The following is a 23,844-nucleotide window of genomic DNA, read 5'->3' as shown; positions in this document are numbered from 1 at the left end:
ATCAGACAATAGCCTTGTGCGCATGGCACCCGTCCTGGAGTCCGAGCGGCTTCGCCGAGACGTGCCCTCCCCTCCGTGGAATGACGTCGAGGTGCTCGGGTCGGTCGACTCCACCAATGCCGTCCTCGGCGCCGACCCTCGTCCGTGGCGGGTGGTGGTCGCCGATCATCAGAGCGCCGGCCGCGGCCGGCTCGATCGTCAATGGCACGCTCCGCACGGTTCGAGCATCGCGCTGTCGGCAACTCTTCCGCTGCCGGACGATCCCCGCCGCTGGGGCTGGGTGCCACTCCTGGTCGGGCTCTGCGTCCGCACCGCGCTGAGCCGGCTGACCCACTTGGACGTCGGACTCAAGTGGCCCAACGACATTCTGGTGTGCACCGAGTCCGGTACCTGGCGCAAGCTCGGTGGAATCCTGTGCGAGGCAACGGGTGGCGAACATCCCCGTGTCATCGTCGGCATCGGTCTGAACGTCTGGCAGAACGAGAGCGAACTGCCGTCGGACGCGGCAACCTCGCTGTCGATCAACGGCGTCTATCTGGATCGCGAGCCCATCATCGTCGCCATCCTCGACGAGCTTGCTGAGGCCCAGAAAGTTTGGGGCACAAGCAATCTGGACGACGACTACCGGGCGGCGTGCGTCACGGTGGGGCAGCACGTGAAGGTCAGTACCGCCCACGCCGCGGACGCCGAGGGTGTCGCCGTCGACATCGACGAGTCCGGCCGGTTGGTGCTCGAACAGTCCGACGGCGCCCGCACACCGCACGCGGTCGGCGACGTGGTGCACGTTCGTCCGGCGATGCCACCCGCCAGTGATCCGCGCCCCGTCGACCGAGCCCGGTTCGTCGACCGGATCGAGGAACAACTGCTGCACAGCCCCCGCACCCTGCGCCGCGCCGACGTCAGTGAACTGGCCGGCGTCGACTCCGACTTCCCCCGGCGCCTGTGGCGTGCACTCGGATTCGCCAACGCACGTGACGAGGACGTGGTGTTCAACGAGCGCGATGTCGAGGCCGTCCGTCGCATGGTCGAGATGGTCGGCCAGGGGCTGATCAACGAGCAGACCGCCATCGGTATCGCCCGCGCCGTCGGTCGCAGCACCGACCGGATGGCGATGTGGACCCTGCAACTGATCAGCGACATGATGCTGGCCGACGAAGGATTCGAGGTCGACACCGAACGCGCCGCCGACGTGGCCGAACGCATGGTCGCAGTCGCTGACCACCTTGTCCCGCTGGTCGAGCACGTCACCCGGCGCAATGTCGCCAACTCGATCGCGCGCATGGTCGCCGACGCCGAACCCGAGTCGCACGTCGGAGTCGTCCGCACCGTCGGATTCGCCGATCTGGTCGACTTCACCAAACGCGTCCGGTCGATGAGCGAACGCGACCTCGCGCTGCTGGTGATCCGCTTCGAGACGCTTGCCTCCGATGTGGTCGCGCAGGCCGGCGGAGCCGTGGTGAAGACCGTCGGTGACGAGGTGCTCTTCACGCACCGGACCATCTCGGGGGGAGTGCAGATCGCTTTGGACCTGCTGGCGGCGGTGGAAGCCGACCCACTGCTGCGCAAGATCCGGATCGGCGTCGCAACCGGCCGGGTGCTTGCTCGGCAGGGCGACATCTATGGCAACACGGTCAACCGGGCGAGCCGGCTCACGGCGCTCGCCGCGTCCGGCGAGGTGCTGGTCGACGAGGACGTCGCCGAAGCGATGCGCAAGATCGACGGTGTCGACGTGTTCGCCGCCGGCCCCACCCAACTCGCCGGCGTCGGCGAGGTGAACGTGTCAGCCGTGAGCCGCACCGGCAGCCATACCCACATCCACGAGGAGTTCAACCGATGATCACCGTCCGACGCCACGCCGACGGTCACATCGCCGAGCTGGTGCTCGATCGACCCGAGGCGATGAACGCCGTCTCCACGCAGATGGCCCGCGCGTTGGCGGACGCCACCGGCGAACTCGCTGCGGACCCCAGCGTCCGGGCCGTCGTCGTGAGCAGCTCCCACCCGAAGGCCTTCTGCGTCGGCGCCGACCTGAAAGAGCGCGACAGGTTCAGCGACGCCGACCTCATCGCTCAGCGTCCGATCGCTCGTGCGGCCTACACCGGAGTGCTCGACCTACCGGTGCCGACGATCGCGGCGGTCGACGGATTCGCGCTCGGCGGTGGCGCCGAGATCGCGCTCGCCTGCGACGTGATCATCGCCGGAGAATCCGCCACCCTGGGTCTGCCGGAGGTCTCGGTCGGAGTCATCCCCGGTGGCGGCGGCACCCAACTGCTCGTGCGTCGGATCGGCTGGGGCAAGGCGGCCAAGGTCATCTTCAGCGCCCGTAAGTTCACCGCGCAGGAGGCGCACGAGTTGGGCTTCGTCGAAGAACTCGCACCCGCCGGCGGAGCGCGGGACCGAGCCCTCGAGCTCGCCGAGACGCTCGCGCAGAACTCGCCCGTGGGCCTTCGTAACGCCAAGAAGGCGATGCGACTCGGCTCGGGCACCGACCTGCACGCCGGTCTGGAGATCGAGGACGCTTGCTGGCGCGCCACCGCGTTCTCACCCGACCGCGCCGAGGGTGTCCGGGCCTTCGCCGAGAAGCGTGCTCCGCGGTGGCCGGGGCCGTGACGGCTACGATTCCCGCCATGACCCGAGTCCTGCTGGCCGAAGACGATGCTGCGATCTCCGAGCCGCTCGCGCGCGCACTGCGCCGCGAGGGATATGAGGTCGACATCCGCCAGGACGGCAAGGACGCGCTCGAGGGCGGCCGCGACAACCCCGACCTGCTGATCCTCGACCTCGGCCTGCCGACGATGGACGGCTTGGAGGTCTGCCGCACGCTGCGTGCCGAGGGCTACCCCGTGCCGGTGCTGATCCTCACCGCACGTGCCGACGAGGTCGACACCGTCGTCGGACTCGACGCGGGGGCCGACGACTACGTCACCAAGCCGTTCCGGCTCGCCGAGCTGCTGGCTCGCGCCCGAGCGTTGCTGCGTCGTTCGCCGCAGGACATGATCTCCGCCCCGCTGGTACGGATGGACGCCGAAGCCCGGCGCGCATTCTGCGGATCCGACGAACTCCAGCTCACCGCAAAGGAATTCGACCTGCTCCGCGTGCTCGTCCGAGAGCAGGGAAAGGTCGTCTCACGCGAACAGCTGATGCGCGAGGTCTGGGAGACCGCCTGGCTCGGCTCGACGAAGACCCTCGACATGCACGTGTCCGTCCTTCGTCGCAAGCTCGGGGACGATGCGTCCGACCCGCGGTTCATCACCACCATCCGGGGTGTGGGCTTCCGATTCGAGGCACCGGACGAGAGCTGACCGGCGGTGCAGCACAAACTCGTCCGCCAGGCCACGGCCTCCGTCGTCGTCGCCCTGCTGATCGTCGTCCTGCCGTCGATGATCTTCGCGGTCGGCTGGTGGCGGCGCCTGGGGATCGTCGTCCTGTGCATCCTCGCCGGGGTCGTCGGCTATGTGTTCGCACGACGCACCGCCCGTTCGGTCTCCGAACCGGTGCAACAACTCGCCGCACAAGCCGAACTGTTCGGTGACGGGTCTGCCGTCTTCACGCCGCTGCGCACGGACATTGACGAGGTCAACCGCATCTCGCATGTCTTCGAACGACGCACCAGTGAGCTCACCCGATCGCTCGCGGCGGAGCGAGAGTTCGCCTCCGACGCCAGCCACCAGTTGCGTACCCCGTTGACCGCACTGCTGATGCGGTTGGAGGAGATCTCGATGGCGGACGACCTGCCCGCCGCTCACGAGGAGGCGAAGGTCGGCATCTCCCAGGTCGAGCGGCTCAACGGCGTGGTCGACCAACTGTTGCAGAGGGCCCGCAGCACGCCGACGGCGTCCATGCCGGCGACATCGCTCGACTCGGTGATCGCGGCCTTGCAGCGAGAGTTCCAACCGGCCTTCGCCGACGCCCGTCGCTCGGTGCTGGTCAGCGGGGAGCGCGGTTTGTGGGTGATGGTGACGCGCAGTGCGCTGTCGCAGATCTTGTCGACGCTGTTCGAGAACGCCTTGCAGCACGGGTCGGGCACCGTCGAGGTCAGAGCACGCCGCAGCGGCCCGTCCGTGGTGGTCGAGGTGAGCGACCGCGGGGCGGGAGTCGACCCGGCAATCGCACCGAAAGTGTTCGACCGTCAGGTGTCGACCGGCGGCACCGGACTCGGACTGGGACTGGCCCGGGACCTCGCTGACGCGGCCGGCGGACGACTTGAGCTACGCAGTGCCCGACCGGCGATCTTCGCGTTGTTCTTGTCGGCAGGCGAGGCGCCGCAACGGACGATCGGGCTCGGCGACTGAGATCTGTGGTCGGGCGTCAGTCGACGTGAGCGGGTGTGTGCTGGTCGACCAACGCCAGGTCGTTCTCCTCGTCCTCCAACTCGGCGGAGAAGATGAAGCGCCGATAGGTCCAGAACCGGAACAGGGTGCCGAGACCGATGCCGATGAACGCATTGACGTTCAGCCAGACCGGGCCGTCGAGACCGAGCGTGTAGTGCGTGAACGCAACCCACAGCGCAGAGACGCCCAGGGCGATCCCGTTCACCAGGAAGAACAGTGCGACCTCGTGGTGCACCGGACGGTTGCGCCGGTGACGGAAGGTCCAGAAACGGTTACCGATCCAGGCGACACCGGTCGCGACCGCGCCGCTGATGATCTTGGCGGTGGTGATCTTCGAATCCATTGCGCCGTTCACCAACAGATTGAACAGACCCATGTCGACCACGAAACTGACGGCTCCGACGATCCCGAACTTCGCGACCTCGTGCCAGAGACGCTGGACGAGAGTCGGCTGGGGGGTCTGCTGCACAAGGAGAGGGTAGTCGGTGATCATCGGTTCCTCGTTATCGTGTGCGCTGTGAATTCACAGGGAAGCTCAGACGGAACTCCACAACGCGCTCCGGGAGGTTTCCCGGTCGTCGGAATCATCGGTGGCGGGCAGTTGGCTCGGATGTGTGCCCCGTACGCGGTGAACCTGGGGGTCACCCTCACGGTGCTGTCCGAGTCCTGCGACGACTCGGCGGCGCTCGTCGTTCCGTCCTCGCCGGTCGGTGCACACACCGACCTGGACGCCGTCCGTGCCTTCGCGGACCAGTGCGACGTGGTGACCTTCGACCACGAGCACGTGCCGCAGCACATCCTGCGGGCGCTCGTGGACGACGGGGTGCAGGTGCACCCCGGCCCGGAGGCTCTGGCGAACGCGCAGGACAAACTCGTCATGCGGGCGCGGCTCACCCAACTCGGCATCCCCTGTCCGCCGTGGGCAGCGGTCGACTCGATCGACCAGGTGGAGCAGTTCGCGACCGAGCACGGCTGGCCGGTCGTGTTGAAGACGCCGCGCGGCGGGTACGACGGCAAGGGAGTGTTGTTGGCCAAAAGCGTTGCGGAAGCGTCCGATTGGGTGGACCGTCTCTCGGGTGGTGAGCAGCTGCTGATCGAGCAGGCGGTGCCGTTCAGACGCGAACTCGCGGTGCTCGTTGCGCGTAGCCCGAGCGGGCAGGCCGCCGTGTGGCCGGTCGTGCACACCGTGCAGACCGACGGCATCTGCACCGAGGTGATCGCCCCCGCTGCCGATCTCGACGAAGAACTCGCCGGACGCCTGACGCGCGACGCTCTGACCATCGCCGCAGAACTCGGTGTCACCGGCGTGATGGCGGTCGAGGTGTTCCAGATCGACGATGCCGACGGCAACGCGGCCTACGTGGTGAACGAGCTGGCGATGCGTCCGCACAACAGCGGCCACTGGACGATGGACGGCTCGGTGACCAGCCAGTTCGAACAGCACCTACGTGCGGTGCTCGACCTGCCGCTGGGTGACACGAGGGCCCGGAGCCGGTGGACGGTGATGGGCAACGTCCTCGGCGGTGACTATCCCGAGTTGTATCCGACCTACCGCCATTTGATGGCGCGCGACCCTGGTCTGAAGATTCACATGTACGGCAAGGGTGTCCGCCCGGGCCGCAAGATCGGTCACGTGAACGTCTACGGCGATGACCTGCTCGCGCTGCGCGAGCGAGCACAGCATGCGACGGATTACCTGCAGGGAGTGATCACCGAATGAGTTCACAAGACGATCAGAACCCCGTCGTCGGCATCGTCATGGGCAGCGACTCCGACTGGCCGGTCATGCAGGCTGCGGCCGAAGCGCTCGACGAGTTCGCCATCGCCTATGAGGTGGACGTCGTGTCGGCGCACCGGATGCCGACCGAGATGATCGAGTACGGACGCGGCGCTGCCGATCGCGGGCTGCGGGTGATCATCGCAGGCGCCGGGGGAGCAGCGCACCTTCCGGGGATGCTCGCCTCCGTCACCCCGTTGCCGGTCATCGGTGTGCCGGTGCCGCTGAAGTACCTCGACGGGATGGACTCGTTGCTGTCGATCGTGCAGATGCCGGCCGGTGTGCCGGTGGCGACGGTTTCGGTCGCGGGCGCTCGCAACGCCGGACTGCTCGCCGCCCGCATCCTCGCGTCCGGTTCGGACGAAGAAGCACAGCGCCTGCGCCGCGAGATGCTGCGCTTCCAGGAAGACCTCAATGCTCAGGCGACGGCCAAGGGCGAACGGCTTCGCGCCGAACTGGCCGGTCGGGACTGACCGATCGCCGCCGGCGAACGGCGGCCCGGATCGCAAGGACCCGGGCCGCCGGCGCGGACGGAACGGGCCCAACTGCCCATCGGCTCATGGGCGGGTTAGAACTGCGGACAACGTGGCGGCAGGACGACTTTTTAGGAGTCGATGCCGAAGATGTCGCGGGTGTAGACCTTGTCGGCGACGTCTTCGAGTTCGGGTACGCGGCGGTTGGCGACGATCAGGTCGACCGAGCTCTTGAACTTTTCCAGGTCGCGTTCCACCGGAGAACCGAAGAAAGTCTCCTCGGCGAGCTCGGGTTCATACACTATGACCGGAATCCCCTTGGCCTTCAACCGTTTCATGATGCCCTGCACGCTGCTGGAGCGGAAGTTGTCCGAGCCGGCCTTCATGATCAGTCGGTGGATGCCGACGGACTTCGGCTCGCGGCCGATGATGTCGAATGCGACGAAGTCCTTACGGGTGCGGTTCGCCTCGACGATCGCGCTGATCAACGTCTGCGGCACGTCGTGGTAGTTCGCGAGCAGTTGCTTGGTGTCCTTCGGCAGGCAGTACCCGCCGTACCCGAACGAGGGGTTGTTGTAGTGCCGTCCGATGCGTGGGTCGAGCCCGACGCCTTCGATGATCTGTCGGGTGTTGAGCCCGTGGGTGAGTGCGTAGGAGTCGAGTTCGTTGAAGAACGCGACCCGCATCGCCAGGAAGGTGTTCGCGAAGAGCTTGATCGCCTCGGCCTCGGTGGGGTCGGTGAGCAGCACCTCGACGTCGGGTTCGAGGCTGGCTTCGACCAACAGGTCGGCGAACCGCCGTCCGCGCTCGCTGTTCTCACCGACCACGATGCGTGAGGGGTGCAGGTTGTCGAACAACGCTCGACCTTCGCGAAGGAATTCCGGTGAGAACAGCAGGTTCTCGGTGTCCAGCCGCTTGCGGGCGTCCATGACGTAGCCGACCGGGATGGTCGACTTCACGACCATGACCGCCTCGGGGTTGAGTCGGGTGACATCGGCGATGACGCCGTCGACGGTGGTGGTGTCGAAGTAGTTGGTCTTCGGGTCGTAGTCGGTCGGGGTCGCAATGACGACGAACTCCGCACCGTCATAAGCGGTGTCCTTGTCCGTGGTGAACGTCAGGTCGAGGTCACCGTCGCGCAGCATGTCCTCGAGCTCTTCGTCGACGATCGGGGAGCGTCCCTGGCCCAGCCCCTCGATGCGTCCCTCGTCGATGTCGTAACTGACGACCGGGTGGCGCTGCGAGAGCAGGACCGCGATCGACAGACCGACGTACCCGGTGCCGACCACGGTGACGCGGGTCGACGAAACGTTCACAGCGGCAGGACGCGGTGTGTCAGACATGGCGCACACGCTACCGACCGTGTCGATGAGTCGCCCCGGATCGACGCACGACGAGACATGAACAACCGGTGACACCGGTTCTAGAGTGAACCGGCAGCGGTACACACACGTCCACGGAGGTTTCGCATGATGCGTTTCGGCATGTTCATCCCGCAGGGCTGGCGGCTCGACCTGGTCGGCATCGACCCGGCCGACCAATGGAAGACGATGTCGGATCTTGCTCGGCGTCTCGACCGGAACGATGCCTGGGAGTCGCTGTGGGTGTACGACCACTTCCACACCACCCCGGACCCGCTGCCGCAGGCCACCCATGAGGCCTGGACGCTGATGTCCGCCTTCGCCGCGATCACCGACCGGGTGCGCCTGGGTCAGATGTGCACCTGTATGAGTTATCGCGAGCCGACCTATCTGGCGAAGGTCGCCGCAACCGTCGATGTGATCTCCGGCGGACGAGTGGAGATGGGTATCGGTGGCGGCTGGTACGAGCACGAATGGCGTGCGTATGGCTACGGATTCCCTTCTGCAGGAGACCGATTGGGTCGGTTGCGCGAGGGTGTCGAGATCTTCCGGCAGATGTGGACGACGGGCTCGGCGACGCTCGACGGCAAGCACTACCAGGTCGACGGCGCCCTCTGCCACCCGCAACCGTTGCAGACCACCAGCGCCGAGAATCGCATCCCGATGTGGATCGCCGGCGGTGGCGAGAAGGTCACGCTGAAGATTGCCGCGAAGTACGCCGATTACACCAACTTCGACGGCAGCCTCGATGGCTTCAAGCACAAGTCGTCCTTGCTCGAAGGTCACTGCAAGGACATCGGCCGTGACTTCTCGACAATCACGCGATCGGCCAACTACAACGTGATGATCGGCGAGAACGACGCCCAGGTGCAGGATCGCCTGGCCTTCTTCGAGGACCTCATGGTCAAGGGCGGTCTGCCGAAGGAGCGCGCCGCCGACATGCGCGCGAACATGGCGACCCAGCCCGCCGTCGGCACACCGGAGCAGATCGTGGCCATGTTCGAGCAACTGCAGGACGCGGGCATGACCTACGCCGTCACCTACTTCGCCGAGGCCGCTTACGACACCAGCGGCATCGACCTGTTCGAACGCGAGGTCATCCCCGCCCTCGCCGCGAAGTAGGTCGACCGGCATCTGCCGAACGGCCCGGACGTACCCGAAAGTAGGATGAGCCTGTGAGCGCAAACACTGACTTCGATCTGTTCAAGATCTCCGAGGACCACGAAGCCCTGCGTGAGGCGGTGCGTGCCGTTGCCGACGCGAAGATCGCCCCGCACGCGGCCGAGGTCGACGAGAAGAGCGAGTTCCCGCAGGCGGCGCTCGATGCCCTCGTCGCGGCCGACTTCCACGCCCCGCACGTCGCCGAGGAGTACGACGGCGTAGGTGCCGATGCACTGGCGACCTGCATCGTGATCGAGGAGGTCGCACGTGCGTGTGCGTCGAGCTCGCTCATCCCGGCGGTGAACAAGCTGGGCTCGATGCCGGTCATTCTCGGTGCGTCCGAAGAGGTCAAGGCCAAGTACCTGCCGCCGATGGCCCGCGGCGAAGCGATGTTCTCCTACGGACTGTCCGAGCGTGAAGCGGGCTCGGACACCGCGTCCATGAAGTGCCGTGCCAAGAAGGACGGCGACTCGTTCGTCCTCAACGGGCAGAAGTCGTGGATCACCAACGCCGGTGTCTCGCAGTTCTACACGGTGCTCGCGGTGACCGACCCCGACGGCGAGCGGGGACGCAACATCACCGCGTTCGTGGTCGAGAAGGACGACGAGGGCTTCGGGTTCGGCGAACCCGAGCGCAAGCTCGGCATCAAGGGTTCGCCCACCCGTGAACTGCACTTCGACAACTGCCGCATCCCGGCCGACCGCATGGTCGGTGCTGAGGGCGAGGGTCTGAAGATCGCGCTGCGAACGCTCGACCACACCCGCGTCACCATCGGTGCGCAGGCCGTCGGCATCGCCCAGGGCGCCCTCGACTACGCACTCGGCTACGTCAAGGAGCGCAAGCAGTTCGGCAAGGCCATCGCCGAGTTCCAGGGGTTGCAGTTCATGCTCGGCGACATGGCGATGAAGCTCGAGGCCGCGCGCCAGATGGTCTACGTCGCTGCCGCGAAGTCGGAGCGGGGCGACGCCGACCTGCCGTTCTTCGGTGCCGCCGCCAAGTGCTTCGCCTCGGACGTCGCGATGGAGGTCACGACCGATGCGGTCCAGTTGCTCGGTGGCGCCGGTTACGTCAAGGACCACCCGGTCGAGCGGATGATGCGCGACGCCAAGATCACCCAGATTTACGAGGGCACCAACCAGATCCAGCGCATGGTGATGGCCCGTCAGCTGCTCAGGAAGTAGAAAATCCGCGTGAGAAAGCGCCCTTCGCCGGACCCGGCGAAGGGCGCTTTCTCACGCGGATTCCGTGGCTCAGGGAGCGACGTTGGGGGAGCGGTCGTTGTTCAGAGCGTCGAAGAGCTCCTTGGCCTTCGCGTCGTCCCAGAGCACGGCTTCCCCGGCGTAGGTCGGGTAGGCGGAGTTCGCCACGGGAATCTGCACCGACTGGCCGGAGGAGGTGACGTTCTTCAACGCCCACGCGATCTTCACCGCGGTGATCGGCCCCATGTCGTTGTCGACAGCAAGACCCTGCGCACCGGACTCGCCGACGCCCTTGAGGTTCCACGGCACGAGCAGGTTGCCGGGGGAGGCGACCTTGGTCATCAGGGCGGAAAGGAACTGACGCTGACGCGTCACCCGGCCGAGGTCGCCGAGCGGGTCGGAGTAGCGGGCCCGCACGTACCCGAGTGCGTTCTTGCCGTCGAGGTCCTGGCAGCCGGCCGGCAGGTCGATGTGCGCCTTCTCGTCCTTCATCGGACGCTCCAGGCACATCCGCACCCCGCCGACGGCGTCCACCACGTTGGCGAACCCGCCGAAGCCGATCTCCATGTAACCGTCCATCCGCAGACCGGTGGACTGCTCGACGGTCTCCATCAACAGCTTCGGGCCGCCGATGGCGTAGGACGCGTTGATCTTGTTCCTGCGATGACCGGGTACCGCGACCCAACTGTCGCGCGGTACCGAGACCAAGGTCGGACCGCCGCTGTCGGGTAGGTGCAGGATCATGATCGAGTCGGTGCGTTTGCCCTCGATGTTGCTGCCGCCGGTGCCCAGCCGGGAGGCTTCCTCGCTGGTCAGACCCGCTCGGGAGTCCGAACCCACCAGGACGTAGTTCTTGCCCTTGCCATCCGATGGACGCTGACCGGCCGGGAGAGCGTCCAGCTTCTGCACGTTGTTCCATGCACTGTTCGCCGCCCACAGCAGGCCACCGACCCATAGCGCGATGATCAGCAACGGGATCATCAGCCACTTGACCCAGCGGCGTTTGCGGCGCGGGCGTCCCGGTCCTGTCTCACCGTTGCCGTCACGCGGTGGACGTCCGCCGTACCCGGAGCCACCGGGCGGCGGTCCGGGAGGGCCTTGGCGTGATCCTGGCCGTGCGCCCTGCGCGGGTCCGGCGGGACGTCGTCCGCCGACCGGGAGTCGCTGGGTGTCATCGGGACCGGGGCGCCCGCCCGCCGCGGCGAAACGGCGGGCCGAGTCCGGGTCACGCTGAGCCGACGGGCGGGCATTCTGGCGTGGGCCGCCGGCCGCCGGCAGCACCTGGGTGGAGTCGTCCCCAGGGGCACGGTCGGCACGTCCCCGGTCGGGACGGGCCTGCTGTGGTCGCTGTGGTCGCTGTGGTCGCTGTGGCATGCGGGCGGTCGCGGGTCCGTTGCCGGAGCCGCTGCGTTGCACCGGGATTGCACGAGACTCGTCCTGGGACGGGCGCCGCCGCGGCCGGCGGCATGAGCCGGGCCGCGTGTCGAAAGTCAGGGCATCGTCTTCGTCAGGCACCGCGCAAGGGTAGCGGTGCGACCTGAGAGAGGGTTGTAGCCTGACGGACGTGCCAACCACCGATCCCGAACCCGGCGACCCCCCGCAGCCGATCCACCAGGAGCCGGTGAACGGCACGCACGACCGGCTGGACGGGATGTCGGTGATCATGCCCATCCTCGACGAGGAGCCGTATCTGCAGGAGTCGGTCGACGCGGTGCTCGCACAGCGGTGGGACGGCCCGATCGAGGTGATCCTGGCGCTCGGTCCCTCGACCGACCGCACCGACGAGGTGGCCGCGCGCATCGCGGCGCAGGACGATCGAGTCCGCCTCGTGTCCAACCCCAGCGGACGTACCCCGGACGCGCTCAACGCGGCCATCGCCCACGCCCGTTACGACATCGTCGCCCGGGTCGACGGCCACGGCGTCCTGTCGTCCGACTACCTCGTGACCGCCGCACGCACCCTGCAGGACACCGGGGCTGCGAACGTCGGCGGAATCATGGACGCAGTCGGGCGCACTCCGTTCGAGAAGGCCGTCGCGGTCGCGATGAAGAGCAAGCTCGGCGTCGGCGGGGCGAAGTTCAAGCTCGGTGGGGAGGCCGGAGCAGCCGAGACCGTCTACCTGGGCGTCTTCCGGCGGCACTGGTTGACCGCGGTCGGCGGTTACGACTTGCGATTCAGCAGGGCCCAGGACTGGGAGATGAACTACCGCATCCGCCAGCGTGGCGGCCTGGTGTGGTTCACGCCCGCGATGCGGGTGGCCTACCGTCCACGCCCCAACGTGCGGCGGTTGGCGCGGCAGTACTACGAGTACGGCCAGTGGCGCCGTGTCGTGGCCCGTACCCACGAGGGATCCATCAACGCCCGCTACCTCGCCCCACCCGTTGCGCTCGCCGCGATCGCAGTGGGAACCGTCGGCGGTTTCGTCTGGCGTCCGCTCTGGGCGATCCCGGGCGGGTACGCAGCGGCGATCGGGGCCGGCGGTCTGGCGATCTCGTCCGACGAATCCGCCGAGGTGCGGGTCCGCGTCCCGGTCGTGCTCGCCACGATGCACATGGCATGGGGCTACGGCTTCCTGACCAGCCGCATCCGGATCGATGAACCCGACGCGATGTCGGACACCTCACTCGGCGAGCGTCCGGGCGACACCGGCCGCGCGGACTAGGCTGGCCCGGATATGTCGAAGATGAGCCGTCTCGAGCGCATTTGGGACCACCGCAAAGTGCTGGGCACGCTGGTGCGCCGCGACCTACGAGTGCGCTATGCCCGCAGTTTCCTGGGCTACATCTGGACCCTGATCGACCCGCTGGCGAGCGCTCTCGTCTACGGCTTCGTTTTCGGGATCATCTACAGCACCCGGGGTGTCTCTTCCAGCCAAGGAGCACCGTTCGTGCTGTTCCTGGTGGCGGGTCTGTTGGCCTGGAACTGGTTCAACACGTGCGTGAATGAGAGTTCTCGTGCCCTCTATGCCGAACGTCTGCTGGTGCGTTCGACCAACCTGCCCCGCGAATTGTGGGTGATCCGGGTGGTGTTGTCGAAGGGGATCGAGTTCCTGCTCTCGTTGCCGATCCTGGTCGGCTTCATGGCCTACTTCGCGGTCATGCATCCGGACCAGACCCACCTCAACTGGCGGGTCGTGTACTGGATCCCGGCGATCGCGATGCTGTTGATCCTCAACATCGGAGTCGGTCTGGTTCTGGCTCCGCTCACCGCCCTGGTGGACGATGTCGTACGGCTTGTCCGGATCGCCTTACGTTTGTTGTTCTACCTGACGCCGATCGTCTACTCGGTGCATCTGCTGGAGGAGAAGGCCCCGTGGGCTCGACCGATTCAGCAACTGAACCCGCTCACGGCGATCAACGATATGTTCCGGCTCGGTTTTCTCGGACCGGAACAACACCCTGACTATCTCGCGTGGGCGGCCGGCACTGTCATCTCGATCAGTTGGTTGATCGTCGGTATGTGGGTGTTCCGGAAACTGGAACCTGCGGTCCTGAAGGAGATCTGACATGAGCGAACAGGCACCGCCGAAGACGACCTGGCGCCCGCAACGGACCCAGAACGACCCGCCCGGGTACGACCCCGAGAACAAACTAACCTGGCAGGACTACGACTTCCCGACCGTCCCCGGCACCGTCGAGTGGAAGACCCCGGTCGGCGAGCCGGTCATCACGGTCGACAACCTCGGTATCGAGTTCCTGCGCGGACGCAAGCGGAATCTGTCGCTGCGCGAGATCATCTTCACCGGCAAGAGCGCGCACGATCGGGAGACCTTCTGGGCGCTGCGCGACATCAACTTCACCGTCGGTCGCGGTGAGGCGGTCGGTCTGGTCGGCGGAAACGGTGGAGGCAAGTCGACGCTGTTGAAGCTCATCGCCGGCACGCTGTTGCCGGACGAAGGCAGCGCCTCGGTCACCGAGGGCGTGGCACCGTTGATCGAGTTGACCGGTGGATTCATCGGCGACCTCTCGGCACGCGAGAACATCTACCTCACCGCCGGTCTGCACGGGATGAGTCGCGAGCAGGTGGACGAGCGGTTCGACGAGATCGTCGACTTCGCCGGGCCGGCGGTACGTGACGGACTCGATGTGCCCTACCGGCACTTCAGTTCGGGCATGCAGGTGCGGTTGGGTTTCGCGGTGATCACCTGTCTGGACGAGCCGATCATCTTGGTCGACGAGGTGCTGGCAGTCGGAGACGCCGCATTCCGGAACAAGTGCTACACGCGCATGGAGAACCTGCTTGACCAGGGACGCACACTGTTCCTTGTGTCGCACTCCGAGGGCGATCTGCTGCGCTTTTGCACTCGTGGGCTCTACCTCAAGGACGGCGGCCTTGAGATGGACGGTCCCATGGAGGACGTCGTCGAGAAATACATGTCCGACCTGATGGGCAAGGATCACCACAAGCAGAGCGACGCCGCTCGCGACGAGGCTCGGCTGAAACGTCAGGACAGCCGTGTTCGCCGACGTCTGCAGCGCGATGCCGAGCGGGCTCAGAAGTCCGCAGGAGCATCCACCGACTCCACGGCTGCCGCGAAGGGCTGACCTCAGCCCGGCGAAACACTTACGACACGGTCCACGCCTTCATCGAGAACCCGTCGAGCACGACGCGACTCGTCCTCATTGCGTACGAGAACAACAGAGCCTGCTGCCGCAAGGGTGCTTGCGGTGATGCGGAGCGTCTCGCCGGCATCAGTGTCCACGAGCATCACTCGCTCGGATGCGGGCACGGCAGGAAGGACATCCGCGAAGGTCCGGCCGTCGAGGGCCAGGTCGTCCGGTGCTGCCTCGATCGAGGGACCGAACTGATCGGGAAAGCCGGCGAGGTCACTGGCAGCCAGTGACGCCACCGGCTCGACCAGGTCGCCGACGCCATGCATGGAGACGGTCGCGTCGCTGTCGGCCTCGGTCGTGGACACCTCGGCACCGATCGACCAGACGGCGAACGCCCAGTAGATCGTCCGCCAGTGCCGGGCCGGCAGGTCGAGGTGGACCCGTCCGCCCGGATCGACGAGCATCTCGTCGGTGAGCCAGTGGGATGCCTTCGAGGCCCACATCGACACCACCTTCGCCGACAGTTCGATGCGCTCACCGGACGCGTCGTCGTAGTAGGTGACCGCCGGAGCGGTGGCGTCGCGTTGAACGAGCCGAGGCAGGATCCGTGCGAGCGTCATCGAAGCATCTCCCGGACTGTCTGGATTTCGTTGTCGGACAATGGTTCTCGAGATGACAGATCAAGGTTGTACCGCATCTGCGAATCAGTGATCGCGCCGAGGGCGATCGACGCGACGGCAGGGTGGCCCAGGACATAGGCGACGGCAAGGTCTGCAACGCCTTCCCGGCCGACAGCGCGGGCCGCTTCGAGCAGCGCCAGGGACCGCGGGTGATCACCGGTGAGCAGAGCGCCCCCGCCGTACACCGAGTGCGCCAGGACGGTGACACCGCTGTCGGCGAGCGTGAGGACGGCCTGTGGCAGGGCCGGCGCGAGGACGTTGTACGGGAGTTCGAGGTAGTCCAGGCCGTCGAGTTCGCTCAGGGCCTCGGCCTCGCTGGGGTGAGCCAGGCTGACGCCGACGGCTCCCACCTCGCCCGTCGCGCGGTATTCCTGCAGACGCTCCCACGCGCCACCCCCGCCTACCCCCACCTGCTCGACGCCGCTCAGCAGAGCGGCGGCGACGCGTCGACGACCGAGTTCGGCGAACGACCGCTCGAGGCTGGCCTCGGCGCCCAATCGGGCCACCGATGCGTCACCGGCGAGCAGTGGCTGGAGCCGGGAGATGAACCCGAGCCGCTGGGTCAGTTGCGGCTCTCCGCAACTGCGCAGAATCCTCTCGGCGTTTCCGTCTGCCCGGCCGACCTCGACGTGGGTAACTCCGTGGTCCACCGCGCGAGCCAACATCTGGCGGACCTCGGGCGGGGCGCTGGCAAAGGGGCCGGACAACTGGGTTCCGCCGAGTGTCACCGCCGACTGCACGAACTGGCGGTGTGAGCGAACCGGCACCGTGCCACCCTCTGCGGCGATCAGTGTGCCGAGCTTGTCGATGAGTTCGCTCCAACTCACGCCGACGGGGTCGGTGACGTTGCCGAACAGCCGGGCGATGCGGTCGAAGTCGCCGAGGACGTCGACGGTGCAGCGGTAACGCAGTGGATCACCCGGGTTGTCCTCTGGCACGAACAGCAACTCACCCAGGTTGCGCCGCAACCAGGGGGTGACGTGCTCGCGGTCGTACGGCTCGCGGGTAGTGGCGTCCGCGCGACGCAGATCGCGCACCCAGAACGCCTCGGCACCCAGCCCCTCCGGTACTCGGTCGATGTCGACGCGACCGTACGCGTTCCCGCCGGCGTCCATGGCCGCGAGCAACTCGTCCACCAGATCGGCGTCGGCGACCGGGTTGTCACCCGTGAGGCGGACCACGCGATCGTCGTCATCCATGTCGGCGGTTGCGGTGACGAAGCGTCCGAGGACGTCGTCCAACGAACCGCGCATCACCGGCACGCCGACTCGTTCGAGGTGATCGGTGATGCGGGTGTCGTAATGCTCCTCGCTCGTCGCGACGATCACCTCGTGGCCCGAGCGAGAGGCGCGTCGTGCGACCAGTTCGATGAGGGGTATGCCCGCAATGGTCATCAACGCCTTGCCGGGTAGGCGTGAAGAGTTGAGGCGGGACTGAATGACGACGCGGGTGCGGGGCACCGAGAACCTCCGGTTGGGTGGCCGACGCGGGATCGCGCCGGGTCAGGTGATCAGGCTATCCGTGCCCCGGGGCGTGGAGCCGACACCGATCAGCGCGTCCGCGACTCTTGCACGTCCACGGCCGTCGAAGACCTTCATCCCCTGCTCGCGCAGTTGTGCACGACGTGCAGGGTCGGTGAGCAATCCCGCCAGATCGTCGACCGCTTGTGCCCGTTCCCGGGTATCACCGCGGTCGAGTGCGCTCAAACGGCCGGCCGGGACGACGAGGCCGGACCCCGTGGTTGCCCGGTAACCGGCCTCCTGGTTGTCCACGACGCAGACCACCGCGGTCGGGGTGCCGATCGTGAGCAACTCCCAGACGGTCGAACCGGCCGCGCTGACCGCGACGTCATGTGCCGCGGCCGTCGCGGCAAGGTTCGGAAGAACCGCGCTGACGGTGACGTGCTGGTGCGGTCCCTGTACCGGGACGGAGCTGAGCCGGGCGCCACGTGCCGGGTCGGGGCACACCACGGTGAGCTGCATCGGTGCGCCGGTTTCGACCAGCATGGGGACGAGTACCTCGGCGGCTCCGTGGGGATCGGTGCCGCCGAAGACGGCGAGGACTCGCGGCGCGGCGTCCGAGGTGACGCGGGTGTGCTCGAGGACGGGAGCCGAACGGACCGCAAGGACCTCGTCACGCAACAGCGAGTACGGCGGTCCGGCCAGTGCGATGGACCCGTCCGGGCCGCCGACGTGGGGACGGGCACCGTAGTTCTGGTCCACGTACACGTCGGCGACCTGGCCTGCCCCGAACTCGTCGTCGACCATGGCCAGCACGCGAACTGCGTTGCTGCGCAAGCCTGCACCGAGTTCCGGGGAAATGTCGTAACCGTCGATCACGGCGTGCGTGACATGTGCACGGTCGATCTGCGAGGGCGACATGACCGGCACGCCGAGGCGTTCGTACGCGTCCGCCACCCACCCGATGTCCAGCATCCCGAAGACGGTCACCCGGACAGACCTGCGGCTCAGTTCCTGGACGAGGGCGAGACACCGCACCGCATGCCCGACGCCGATGTTCGCGCTCGCGTCGACGCGGACCGCAACGTGGATCTCCTCGCGTGCTCTCGTGGACACCACTGCCGTCCGGTGCTCGCGGGCGGACGCGAGTGACATGGATCCCCCTCTCCCTGCGTTGAGTGGCTCGATCAGGTCGTGGCGGTCCCCCCGTGCCTTGAAGCAGTCGAGGGCCGCTCAATGCTAGCCTGAACCGCCCGGATGCCCGGCGCTCGGAGAGCCTTCCCGGCGGCCCGAGGCCAGGCAGCTGGTTGTCCTGTCATCACACGCGCGTCGCACGGGAGTCATCACGTGAGCATCCTCGAGGGTTCGTCAATCCTGATCACCGGTGGAACCGGTTCGTTCGGGAAGGCCTTCATCACCCGTCTGCTGCAGGACGTGAACCCCAAGCGGGTCGTCATCTACTCGCGTGACGAGCTCAAGCAGTGGGAAGCACGTCAGATGTTCGGCGACGATCCACGACTGCGCTGGTTCATCGGGGACATCCGTGACCTCGACCGGCTGCGCCGGGCGATGCACGGCATCGACTATGTGGTCCACGCGGCCGCGCTGAAGCAGGTCGACACCGGCGAGTACAACCCGCACGAGTTCGTGAAGACCAACGTGCTCGGCAGCCAGAACGTAATCGAGGCCTCCATCGACGCCGGTGTGCAGAAGGTGGTCGCCCTCTCGACCGACAAGGCGTCCAGCCCGATCAACCTGTACGGCGCCACCAAGCTCACCGCCGACAAGCTGTTCGTGCTCGGCAACCACTACGCGGCCGCCTACCCGACCCGTTTCGCGGTCGTCCGCTACGGCAACGTCACCGGATCGCGTGGATCGATCGTGCCGAAGTTCCGCGCGATGCACGAGCGTGGCGAGTCGCTGCCGATCACCGATCTTCGCTGCACGCGCTTCCTCATCACCCTGGCCGACGCGGTGCAGATGGTGCTCGACACCTTCGAGATGATGCAGGGCGGCGAACTCGTCGTGCCGCACATCCCCTCCCACAAGGTCACCGACCTCGCGCAGGCGATCGCTCCCGGCGCCAAGATGCACGACATCGGTCTGCGGCCCGGCGAGAAGCTGCACGAGGAGATGATCTCCCAGGAGGAGGGCCGACGCGCCGTCATGGTGATGGACGGCAAGTACTACATCCTCCAGCCGGAGTTCGCGACCTGGGGCTACGAGCCGCCGAAGGACGCCGTGCCGGTCGAGGAAGGCTTCCACTGCGCCTCCGACAAGAACGACATCTGGATCGACGCCGACGACATTCGCAAGCTGCTGGAGTCCGGCATCTGATGGTGCTGCCGTACGGGAAGCAGTCGATCGACGACAGCGACATCGAGGCTGTCGCTGCGGTCATGCGCGGCGATTGGCTGACCACCGGTCCAGCCGTCGACGCCTTCGAGGACGATGTCGCGAAGGTGGCCGCAGTGGAGCATCGGGCGGTGTCGGTCACCTCCGGAACCGCTGCGCTGCACACCGCGTATGCCGCGCTCGAACTGCAGCCCGGCGACCAGGTGATCACCACGCCGCTCACCTTCTTCGCCACCGCCACGTGTGCAATGTGGCAGGGTGCCGAAATCGTGTTCGCCGACGTGAGCGCCGACACCGGCAACCTCGACCCCGAGTCCGTCGCGCAGAAGATCACCGAGCGCACGAAGGTCATCGCCGGTGTCGACTACGCCGGGCACCCGATCGACGCGCCCGCGCTGAAGAAGCTGGCGCACGACAACGGTGCGCTGTTGCTCGAGGACGCTGCGCACAGCATTGCCGGATCGCTCGACGGCGTGCCGGTCGGATCGCTGGCCGACATCACCACGTTCTCCTTCTTCCCGACCAAGAACCTCACCACCGCCGAGGGCGGGGCCGTGGTCTCGCCGGACGCCGGCCTCGTCGACCGCGCCCGACGGTTCAAGGGCATCGGTTACGAGCGCAAGCCGGAGCTGATGGACGAGCACGGCGGCTGGTACTACGAGGTCACCTCGATGGGCCTGAACTATCGTCTGCCCGACATGCTCGCCGCGCTCGGATCCAACCAGATGAAGCGCCTGGGACAGTTCAAGACACGTCGTCAGGAGATCACCGACCGCTACAACGACGGCCTTGCCGGAATCGACGAACTGATCCTGCCCGCGCACCGCGAGGGCGCATCACCGATGTGGCACCTGTACCCGTTGCGCATCCAGGACGGTCGGCGACGTGAGTTGTTCGACCACCTGCGCGAGGGTGGCATCGGCGTCCAGGTCAACTACATCCCGGTGCATCACCAGCCGCTCTTCCAGCAGTTGGGTCACACCAAGGGCAGTTGTCCGGTCGCCGAGACCTACGCCGAGCAGGAGATCAGCCTGCCGATGTTCCCTGACCTGACCGACGCTCAGGTCGACCAAGTGATCGACCTCGTGCGGGGCTTCGTCGGGGCCTGACCCGTGCATCACGGCAACGTCTTCTACGGCCACGCGGCTGTGCTGGCCCGCTACTGCGGAATGCCGGCCGAGCCACCGCCGACGATCTGGGGCTATCTGCAGCACGGCTGGAACACCCACGACGGATTCGCCGTGGGGCACGAGTTCGTCCCGGGAATACCCAAACTCGTTTGGTCGGACGTGGTGGCGCGCCGCGGCTGGGCGCTCGGTCACCGTGATTACGTCGTCATTGGCTCACCCTGGGCCTATCTGATGCTGTTGCGTGCAGAGGAGATCGCCGCCACCGGCCCGGGGGAGGGGTCGATCGTGTTCCCCTTCCATGGCTGGGAGGGCCAGCAGATCGTCGGCGACCACGCCGCTTACGCGGACGAGGTGCGTTCGGTCGAGGGGGATGTGCCCCTCACCATGTGCCTCTACTGGAACGATTTCGAGCGGGACGACGTGCGAAAAACATACGAGAACAAGGGTTTTCGGGTAATCTCGCTCGGTCGTCGAGGGTCGATGTACCGTGACGGCAGCCAGGATTTCCTCGACCGGCAACTCGAGGAACTACTGCGCCACCGGCGCGTGGTGAGCAACCGACTGGGGTCGGCGTTGTTCTATGCGGCGACGGTCAATCGCGAGATCGGTGTGTACGGCGACCCGATGGTCCTGCAGAACGATCATGGCGTGCTCGGCGGCATGCAGCGCCAGACCAGGATGTTCCCGCACCTGCACCAGGAACGCGTGCCCAGCCCGATTGCCGGGGCGGCCGCTCGGTCCGAACTCGGCCTCGACAAGGTGATGTCACCCACCGCCTTGCGGCACCGGCTCGGCTGGGATGATGTGCCCGACCTCGTCCCCACCGCGGACGAACTTCAGACGACCGGGAAGGGCTGACGTGGACTCGAGCAACCACTGGTACGGCCACGCACACATTCTGGCCGAGTACTGCGGGCTCGACCCGGAAAATCCTCCGCGGATCGACGGCGTCATCCAGCACGGGTGGACGTTCGTCCATGGATTCGGTGGGGGACACAACCCGCCTCATGGGTTTGCGAAGTACGCGTGGTCCGACGTGTGCCGGCGGCGCGGTCAAGCGTACGGATGGCGTGACTACCAGGTGATCGGCGCACCGTTCCTCTACCTCGACCGGGTGCTGCCCCCCGACCCGGATGCACCGGAACCCGAGGGCACGATCTGGTACCCGTTCCATGGAACGGTCGACTTCGAGAAGGTCGAAGGCGATCACTCCGACCTTCTGCGCGAGATCCGTGAGACCGAGGACGGACCGGTCACCGTCTGCCTGTACTACGTCGAGTACGACCAACCCGAGGTGCGTCGCCACTACGAGGAGTCCGGCTTCCGGGTGATCTGCCACGGCCGCCGGGGGCAGTTCTGGCAGGGCGGAGACACGGACTTCCTGCGCCGCCAGTTGACCGAACTGAGGCGACACAAGCGAGTCGCCTCCAACCGTCTAACGACCGCGATCTTCTATGGCGCGGCGATCGGCCTGGAACCCGCCGTCTACGGCGACCCGATGGTGTTCGTCGATGCTCGCAAAGAGTTCGACGCCACCGACTGGCTCGAACATGTCTATCCCGAACTTCACGGTAAGACCATCGATCAGCCGACCGCGCAGCGAATTGCGTTGCGTGAGTTGGGTGCTGACGCACTGATGTCGCCGGAGGAGCTCCGGATCGCACTCGGGTGGCAGGACATCTGGCTGGCCCAGCACCAGGAGAGGACGTACGCATGAGCGGGGACGAGAACGGCGCCGAAAAGGTCCTGCGGCTGCCGGGCAGCATGCAGAACTGGTCGGATCTCGACCGCGGACCGGCCGGTTCCAGCGCCGCCGCCCGGTCGATCGTGCGAGAGTTCGTGGCCGGCGCGCATAACGTCGCGATCGTCGGGCCGCACTGCGCCGATCTCATCACCGGCATCGCCGACGTGGTCCCGCGCCTCACCGTGATCGTCCGATCGGTGGCCGACAGTGCGACGATCGGTGACCTGCTGCAGGACACCCCGGGCGCACGGGTGGTCGCCACCGACCTCACCCTCGCTGCGCCGCAGGAGACTTACGACCTCGTCATCGCTCTCGACGATGTCGACCGTGTCTGCTCCCTGGAGACCGATCCGAACACCTGGCAACAGATGTTCGACCTGATCACCGGCCTGGTCGCCGAGGGTGGACGGCTCGTGTTCGTCACCGAGAACGAGTTGGGTCTGCATCGCATGACAGCAGTTCGTTCGCGGTTCACGTCGAACGAGGACAGCGACTGGTCGCCGACCGAGACCTTCGACCGGTCGCGTCCGCGGGACCCGGGTGCACTGACCGCAGCGGTCCGAGCCGCCGGGCTCACCGCCCTGCGTGGCGGGGTCGTACTTCCCACCTGGGAGGACCAGAGTGTCTGGGTCGCCGGCGGCGACGAACTCGACGACGGCGGGCACGCGATCCTCGGGGCGCTCACCCTCGGCTCGCCCACCTTCCGACAGGTTGGATCGGACCCGACGCGCCTCACCCGTGCGGCCGTGCTGGCACGTCGGTTGCCGCAGGTGGGCTCCGGCTGGTGGGTGGTCGCCGGCCGTGGGGTGGCGGGCGAACCCCAGGTCACACGCATCGCGGCGTCCGCGTCCGACGGCAGCACGATCGAGTTCTGCTTCGACGGCGGTCGGGTGCTGCGAGGCGATGAGTCCGTCACCGTTCCGGCCGATGGTCGGGCCTTCGGCGAGGAGCTCCTCGACGCCGCTGCCGATGGCGATCTGAGTGTGATGCGGTCGATGGTGCGGACGCTGGTCGGCTATGTCGACGAGCACGCCAGCGACGGATCCGTCGCTGCCGAGCACGCCGATGCACGACCCGACAACCTCCTCCTGAGCAAGAGCGGCCTGTACTCGGTGACCCGGGCAGCTGCCGCTGCGCCGCGCGACGAAGTCATTTGGCGGGCTCTGGCCGACTTCATCCAGGTGATTCGGGCCCGTGGTGCGCGGCATCCCTGGCCATCGGCCACCGACGACCGGACGATGTTCGCCAGCCTGGCTGCGATGGCAGGCGTCGAGCTGCCCGAGGACGTCAACGACTGGGTGCTGCCGGCCGAAGACGAGGGCCGCGCTCCGGTGGCGGACGTGTCCGGACTCATTGCCGTGGTCGAGCGACTGACCGAGACCAACAAGGCGTTGGCCTCCCGCGCCACCTGGTACGAGCAGCGTCTGGCCAGCACCGAGCGCGACCTGAAGATGCGGACCGAACGCCACCGGGCCCAACTAGCGACCGCGGCGCGTCAGCAGGAAGTGCTGCGCGGCAGCGCTGAGGACCTTCGCCGGTCCCTGACCTACCGGTTGGGTAACGCGGTTCTCGGCCCCGTTCGCAACCTGCGCAACAGCACCAGAGGCGACTGACCGTCGC

22 protein-coding genes are annotated in these 23,844 nt (G+C 66.9%); 16 read left to right on the top strand and 6 right to left on the bottom strand.

Annotation, left to right across the window (positions count from 1 at the left end; translation table 11 throughout):
- The first annotated feature begins 22 nt into the window (after positions 1–22).
- From ACYU8W_RS05200 to ACYU8W_RS05185, 4 genes are read left to right on the top strand one after another with little or no spacing between them, the layout of a single operon-like run.
- Positions 23–1,837: a biotin--[acetyl-CoA-carboxylase] ligase gene (locus ACYU8W_RS05200; protein ID WP_499467212.1), complete on the top strand. Its 1,815-nt coding sequence runs from the start codon at positions 23–25 to the stop codon at positions 1,835–1,837.
- Entirely contained in the window at positions 1,834–2,610 is a 777-nt protein-coding gene (locus ACYU8W_RS05195; protein ID WP_499467210.1) for an enoyl-CoA hydratase/isomerase family protein, read from the top strand. The genes ACYU8W_RS05200 and ACYU8W_RS05195 overlap by 4 nt, the downstream gene beginning before the upstream one ends.
- A 17-nt stretch (positions 2,611–2,627) precedes the next feature.
- Entirely contained in the window at positions 2,628–3,302 is a 675-nt protein-coding gene (locus tag ACYU8W_RS05190) for a response regulator transcription factor (RefSeq protein ID WP_499467208.1), read from the top strand.
- Positions 3,303–3,308: 6 nt separating this feature from the next.
- Positions 3,309–4,292 (top strand): sensor histidine kinase, encoded by a 984-nt coding sequence (locus tag ACYU8W_RS05185; protein ID WP_499467206.1) that lies wholly within the window; start codon positions 3,309–3,311, stop codon positions 4,290–4,292.
- Positions 4,293–4,308: 16 nt separating this feature from the next.
- On the opposite strand, the gene ACYU8W_RS05180 is transcribed toward ACYU8W_RS05185, so the two are convergent.
- Positions 4,309–4,824 carry a GtrA family protein gene (locus ACYU8W_RS05180; protein ID WP_499467204.1) on the bottom strand — a complete coding sequence of 172 codons (516 nt, stop codon included), beginning with the start codon at positions 4,822–4,824 and terminating at the stop codon, positions 4,309–4,311.
- Positions 4,825–4,848: 24 nt separating this feature from the next.
- Between ACYU8W_RS05180 and ACYU8W_RS05175 the strand changes: the two genes are divergently transcribed.
- Together ACYU8W_RS05175 and purE are read left to right on the top strand one after the other, a co-directional pair.
- Positions 4,849–6,051 carry a 5-(carboxyamino)imidazole ribonucleotide synthase gene (locus ACYU8W_RS05175; protein WP_499467203.1) on the top strand — a complete coding sequence of 401 codons (1,203 nt, stop codon included), beginning with the start codon at positions 4,849–4,851 and terminating at the stop codon, positions 6,049–6,051.
- A complete protein-coding gene (gene purE / locus ACYU8W_RS05170; RefSeq protein ID WP_499467201.1) occupies positions 6,048–6,581 on the top strand; it encodes a 5-(carboxyamino)imidazole ribonucleotide mutase in 534 nt (177 codons plus the stop codon). The genes ACYU8W_RS05175 and purE overlap by 4 nt, the downstream gene beginning before the upstream one ends.
- 131 nt (positions 6,582–6,712) lie before the next feature.
- Here the strand turns inward: purE and ACYU8W_RS05165 are convergent, their stop codons facing one another.
- The gene (locus ACYU8W_RS05165; RefSeq protein ID WP_499467199.1) at positions 6,713–7,924 is read right to left on the bottom strand and encodes a nucleotide sugar dehydrogenase; all 1,212 of its coding nucleotides are present in this window, start codon (positions 7,922–7,924) and stop codon (positions 6,713–6,715) included.
- Between the two features lie 129 nt (positions 7,925–8,053).
- On the opposite strand from ACYU8W_RS05165, the gene ACYU8W_RS05160 reads away from it, so the two are divergent.
- Positions 8,054–9,064 carry an LLM class F420-dependent oxidoreductase gene (locus tag ACYU8W_RS05160; protein ID WP_499467489.1) on the top strand — a complete coding sequence of 337 codons (1,011 nt, stop codon included), beginning with the start codon at positions 8,054–8,056 and terminating at the stop codon, positions 9,062–9,064.
- A 53-nt stretch (positions 9,065–9,117) separates the two neighbouring features.
- Positions 9,118–10,284 carry an acyl-CoA dehydrogenase family protein gene (locus ACYU8W_RS05155; protein WP_499467197.1) on the top strand — a complete coding sequence of 389 codons (1,167 nt, stop codon included), beginning with the start codon at positions 9,118–9,120 and terminating at the stop codon, positions 10,282–10,284.
- A 69-nt stretch (positions 10,285–10,353) separates the two neighbouring features.
- On the opposite strand, the gene ACYU8W_RS05150 is transcribed toward ACYU8W_RS05155, so the two are convergent.
- Complete coding sequence (locus ACYU8W_RS05150; RefSeq protein ID WP_499467195.1) at positions 10,354–11,283, bottom strand: LCP family protein; 930 nt, start codon at positions 11,281–11,283, stop codon at positions 10,354–10,356.
- 682 nt (positions 11,284–11,965) lie between these two features.
- Here ACYU8W_RS05150 and ACYU8W_RS05145 point away from each other — a divergent pair.
- The 3 genes from ACYU8W_RS05145 to ACYU8W_RS05135 are packed head-to-tail and all read left to right on the top strand — an operon-like array spanning position 11,966 to position 14,846.
- Positions 11,966–12,964 (top strand): glycosyltransferase family 2 protein, encoded by a 999-nt coding sequence (locus ACYU8W_RS05145; protein WP_499467487.1) that lies wholly within the window; start codon positions 11,966–11,968, stop codon positions 12,962–12,964.
- Between the two features lie 21 nt (positions 12,965–12,985).
- Positions 12,986–13,807, top strand: a complete 822-nt coding sequence (locus tag ACYU8W_RS05140) for an ABC transporter permease (RefSeq protein ID WP_499467193.1) — start codon at positions 12,986–12,988, stop codon at positions 13,805–13,807.
- Position 13,808: 1 nt separating this feature from the next.
- Complete coding sequence (locus ACYU8W_RS05135) at positions 13,809–14,846, top strand: ABC transporter ATP-binding protein (protein WP_129625827.1); 1,038 nt, start codon at positions 13,809–13,811, stop codon at positions 14,844–14,846.
- 2 nt (positions 14,847–14,848) lie between these two features.
- Here the strand turns inward: ACYU8W_RS05135 and ACYU8W_RS05130 are convergent, their stop codons facing one another.
- Genes ACYU8W_RS05130 through ACYU8W_RS05120 form a run of 3 tightly spaced genes read right to left on the bottom strand, consistent with a single transcriptional unit; the run spans position 14,849 to position 18,150 of the window.
- The gene (locus ACYU8W_RS05130; protein WP_499467191.1) at positions 14,849–15,475 is read right to left on the bottom strand and encodes a TIGR03089 family protein; all 627 of its coding nucleotides are present in this window, start codon (positions 15,473–15,475) and stop codon (positions 14,849–14,851) included.
- The gene (locus tag ACYU8W_RS05125) at positions 15,472–16,995 is read right to left on the bottom strand and encodes an aldo/keto reductase (RefSeq protein WP_499467189.1); all 1,524 of its coding nucleotides are present in this window, start codon (positions 16,993–16,995) and stop codon (positions 15,472–15,474) included. The genes ACYU8W_RS05130 and ACYU8W_RS05125 overlap by 4 nt, the downstream gene beginning before the upstream one ends.
- 42 nt (positions 16,996–17,037) lie before the next feature.
- On the bottom strand, positions 17,038–18,150 hold the full coding sequence (locus ACYU8W_RS05120) for a PseG/SpsG family protein (protein ID WP_499467187.1): 1,113 nt from the start codon (positions 18,148–18,150) through the stop codon (positions 17,038–17,040).
- A gap of 192 nt (positions 18,151–18,342) precedes the next feature.
- Here ACYU8W_RS05120 and pseB point away from each other — a divergent pair, with 192 nt between their 5' ends.
- Genes pseB through ACYU8W_RS05095 form a run of 5 tightly spaced genes read left to right on the top strand, consistent with a single transcriptional unit; the run spans position 18,343 to position 23,837 of the window.
- Positions 18,343–19,332, top strand: a complete 990-nt coding sequence (gene pseB / locus ACYU8W_RS05115) for a UDP-N-acetylglucosamine 4,6-dehydratase (inverting) (protein ID WP_499467185.1) — start codon at positions 18,343–18,345, stop codon at positions 19,330–19,332.
- Entirely contained in the window at positions 19,332–20,459 is a 1,128-nt protein-coding gene (locus tag ACYU8W_RS05110) for a DegT/DnrJ/EryC1/StrS family aminotransferase (RefSeq protein WP_499467183.1), read from the top strand. The genes pseB and ACYU8W_RS05110 overlap by 1 nt, the downstream gene beginning before the upstream one ends.
- A gap of 3 nt (positions 20,460–20,462) precedes the next feature.
- Positions 20,463–21,338: a hypothetical protein gene (locus tag ACYU8W_RS05105; RefSeq protein ID WP_499467181.1), complete on the top strand. Its 876-nt coding sequence runs from the start codon at positions 20,463–20,465 to the stop codon at positions 21,336–21,338.
- 1 nt (position 21,339) lies between these two features.
- A complete protein-coding gene (locus tag ACYU8W_RS05100) occupies positions 21,340–22,197 on the top strand; it encodes a hypothetical protein (RefSeq protein ID WP_499467179.1) in 858 nt (285 codons plus the stop codon).
- Complete coding sequence (locus tag ACYU8W_RS05095; RefSeq protein ID WP_499467177.1) at positions 22,194–23,837, top strand: hypothetical protein; 1,644 nt, start codon at positions 22,194–22,196, stop codon at positions 23,835–23,837. Before ACYU8W_RS05100 ends, ACYU8W_RS05095 begins: the two co-directional genes overlap by 4 nt.
- Positions 23,838–23,844: the final 7 nt, after the last annotated feature.

The sequence above is a fragment of the Yimella radicis genome, assembly GCF_054778255.1.
Note: the sequence above shows the minus strand (reverse complement) of the source record. Positions and strands in the feature narration are given on the sequence as shown.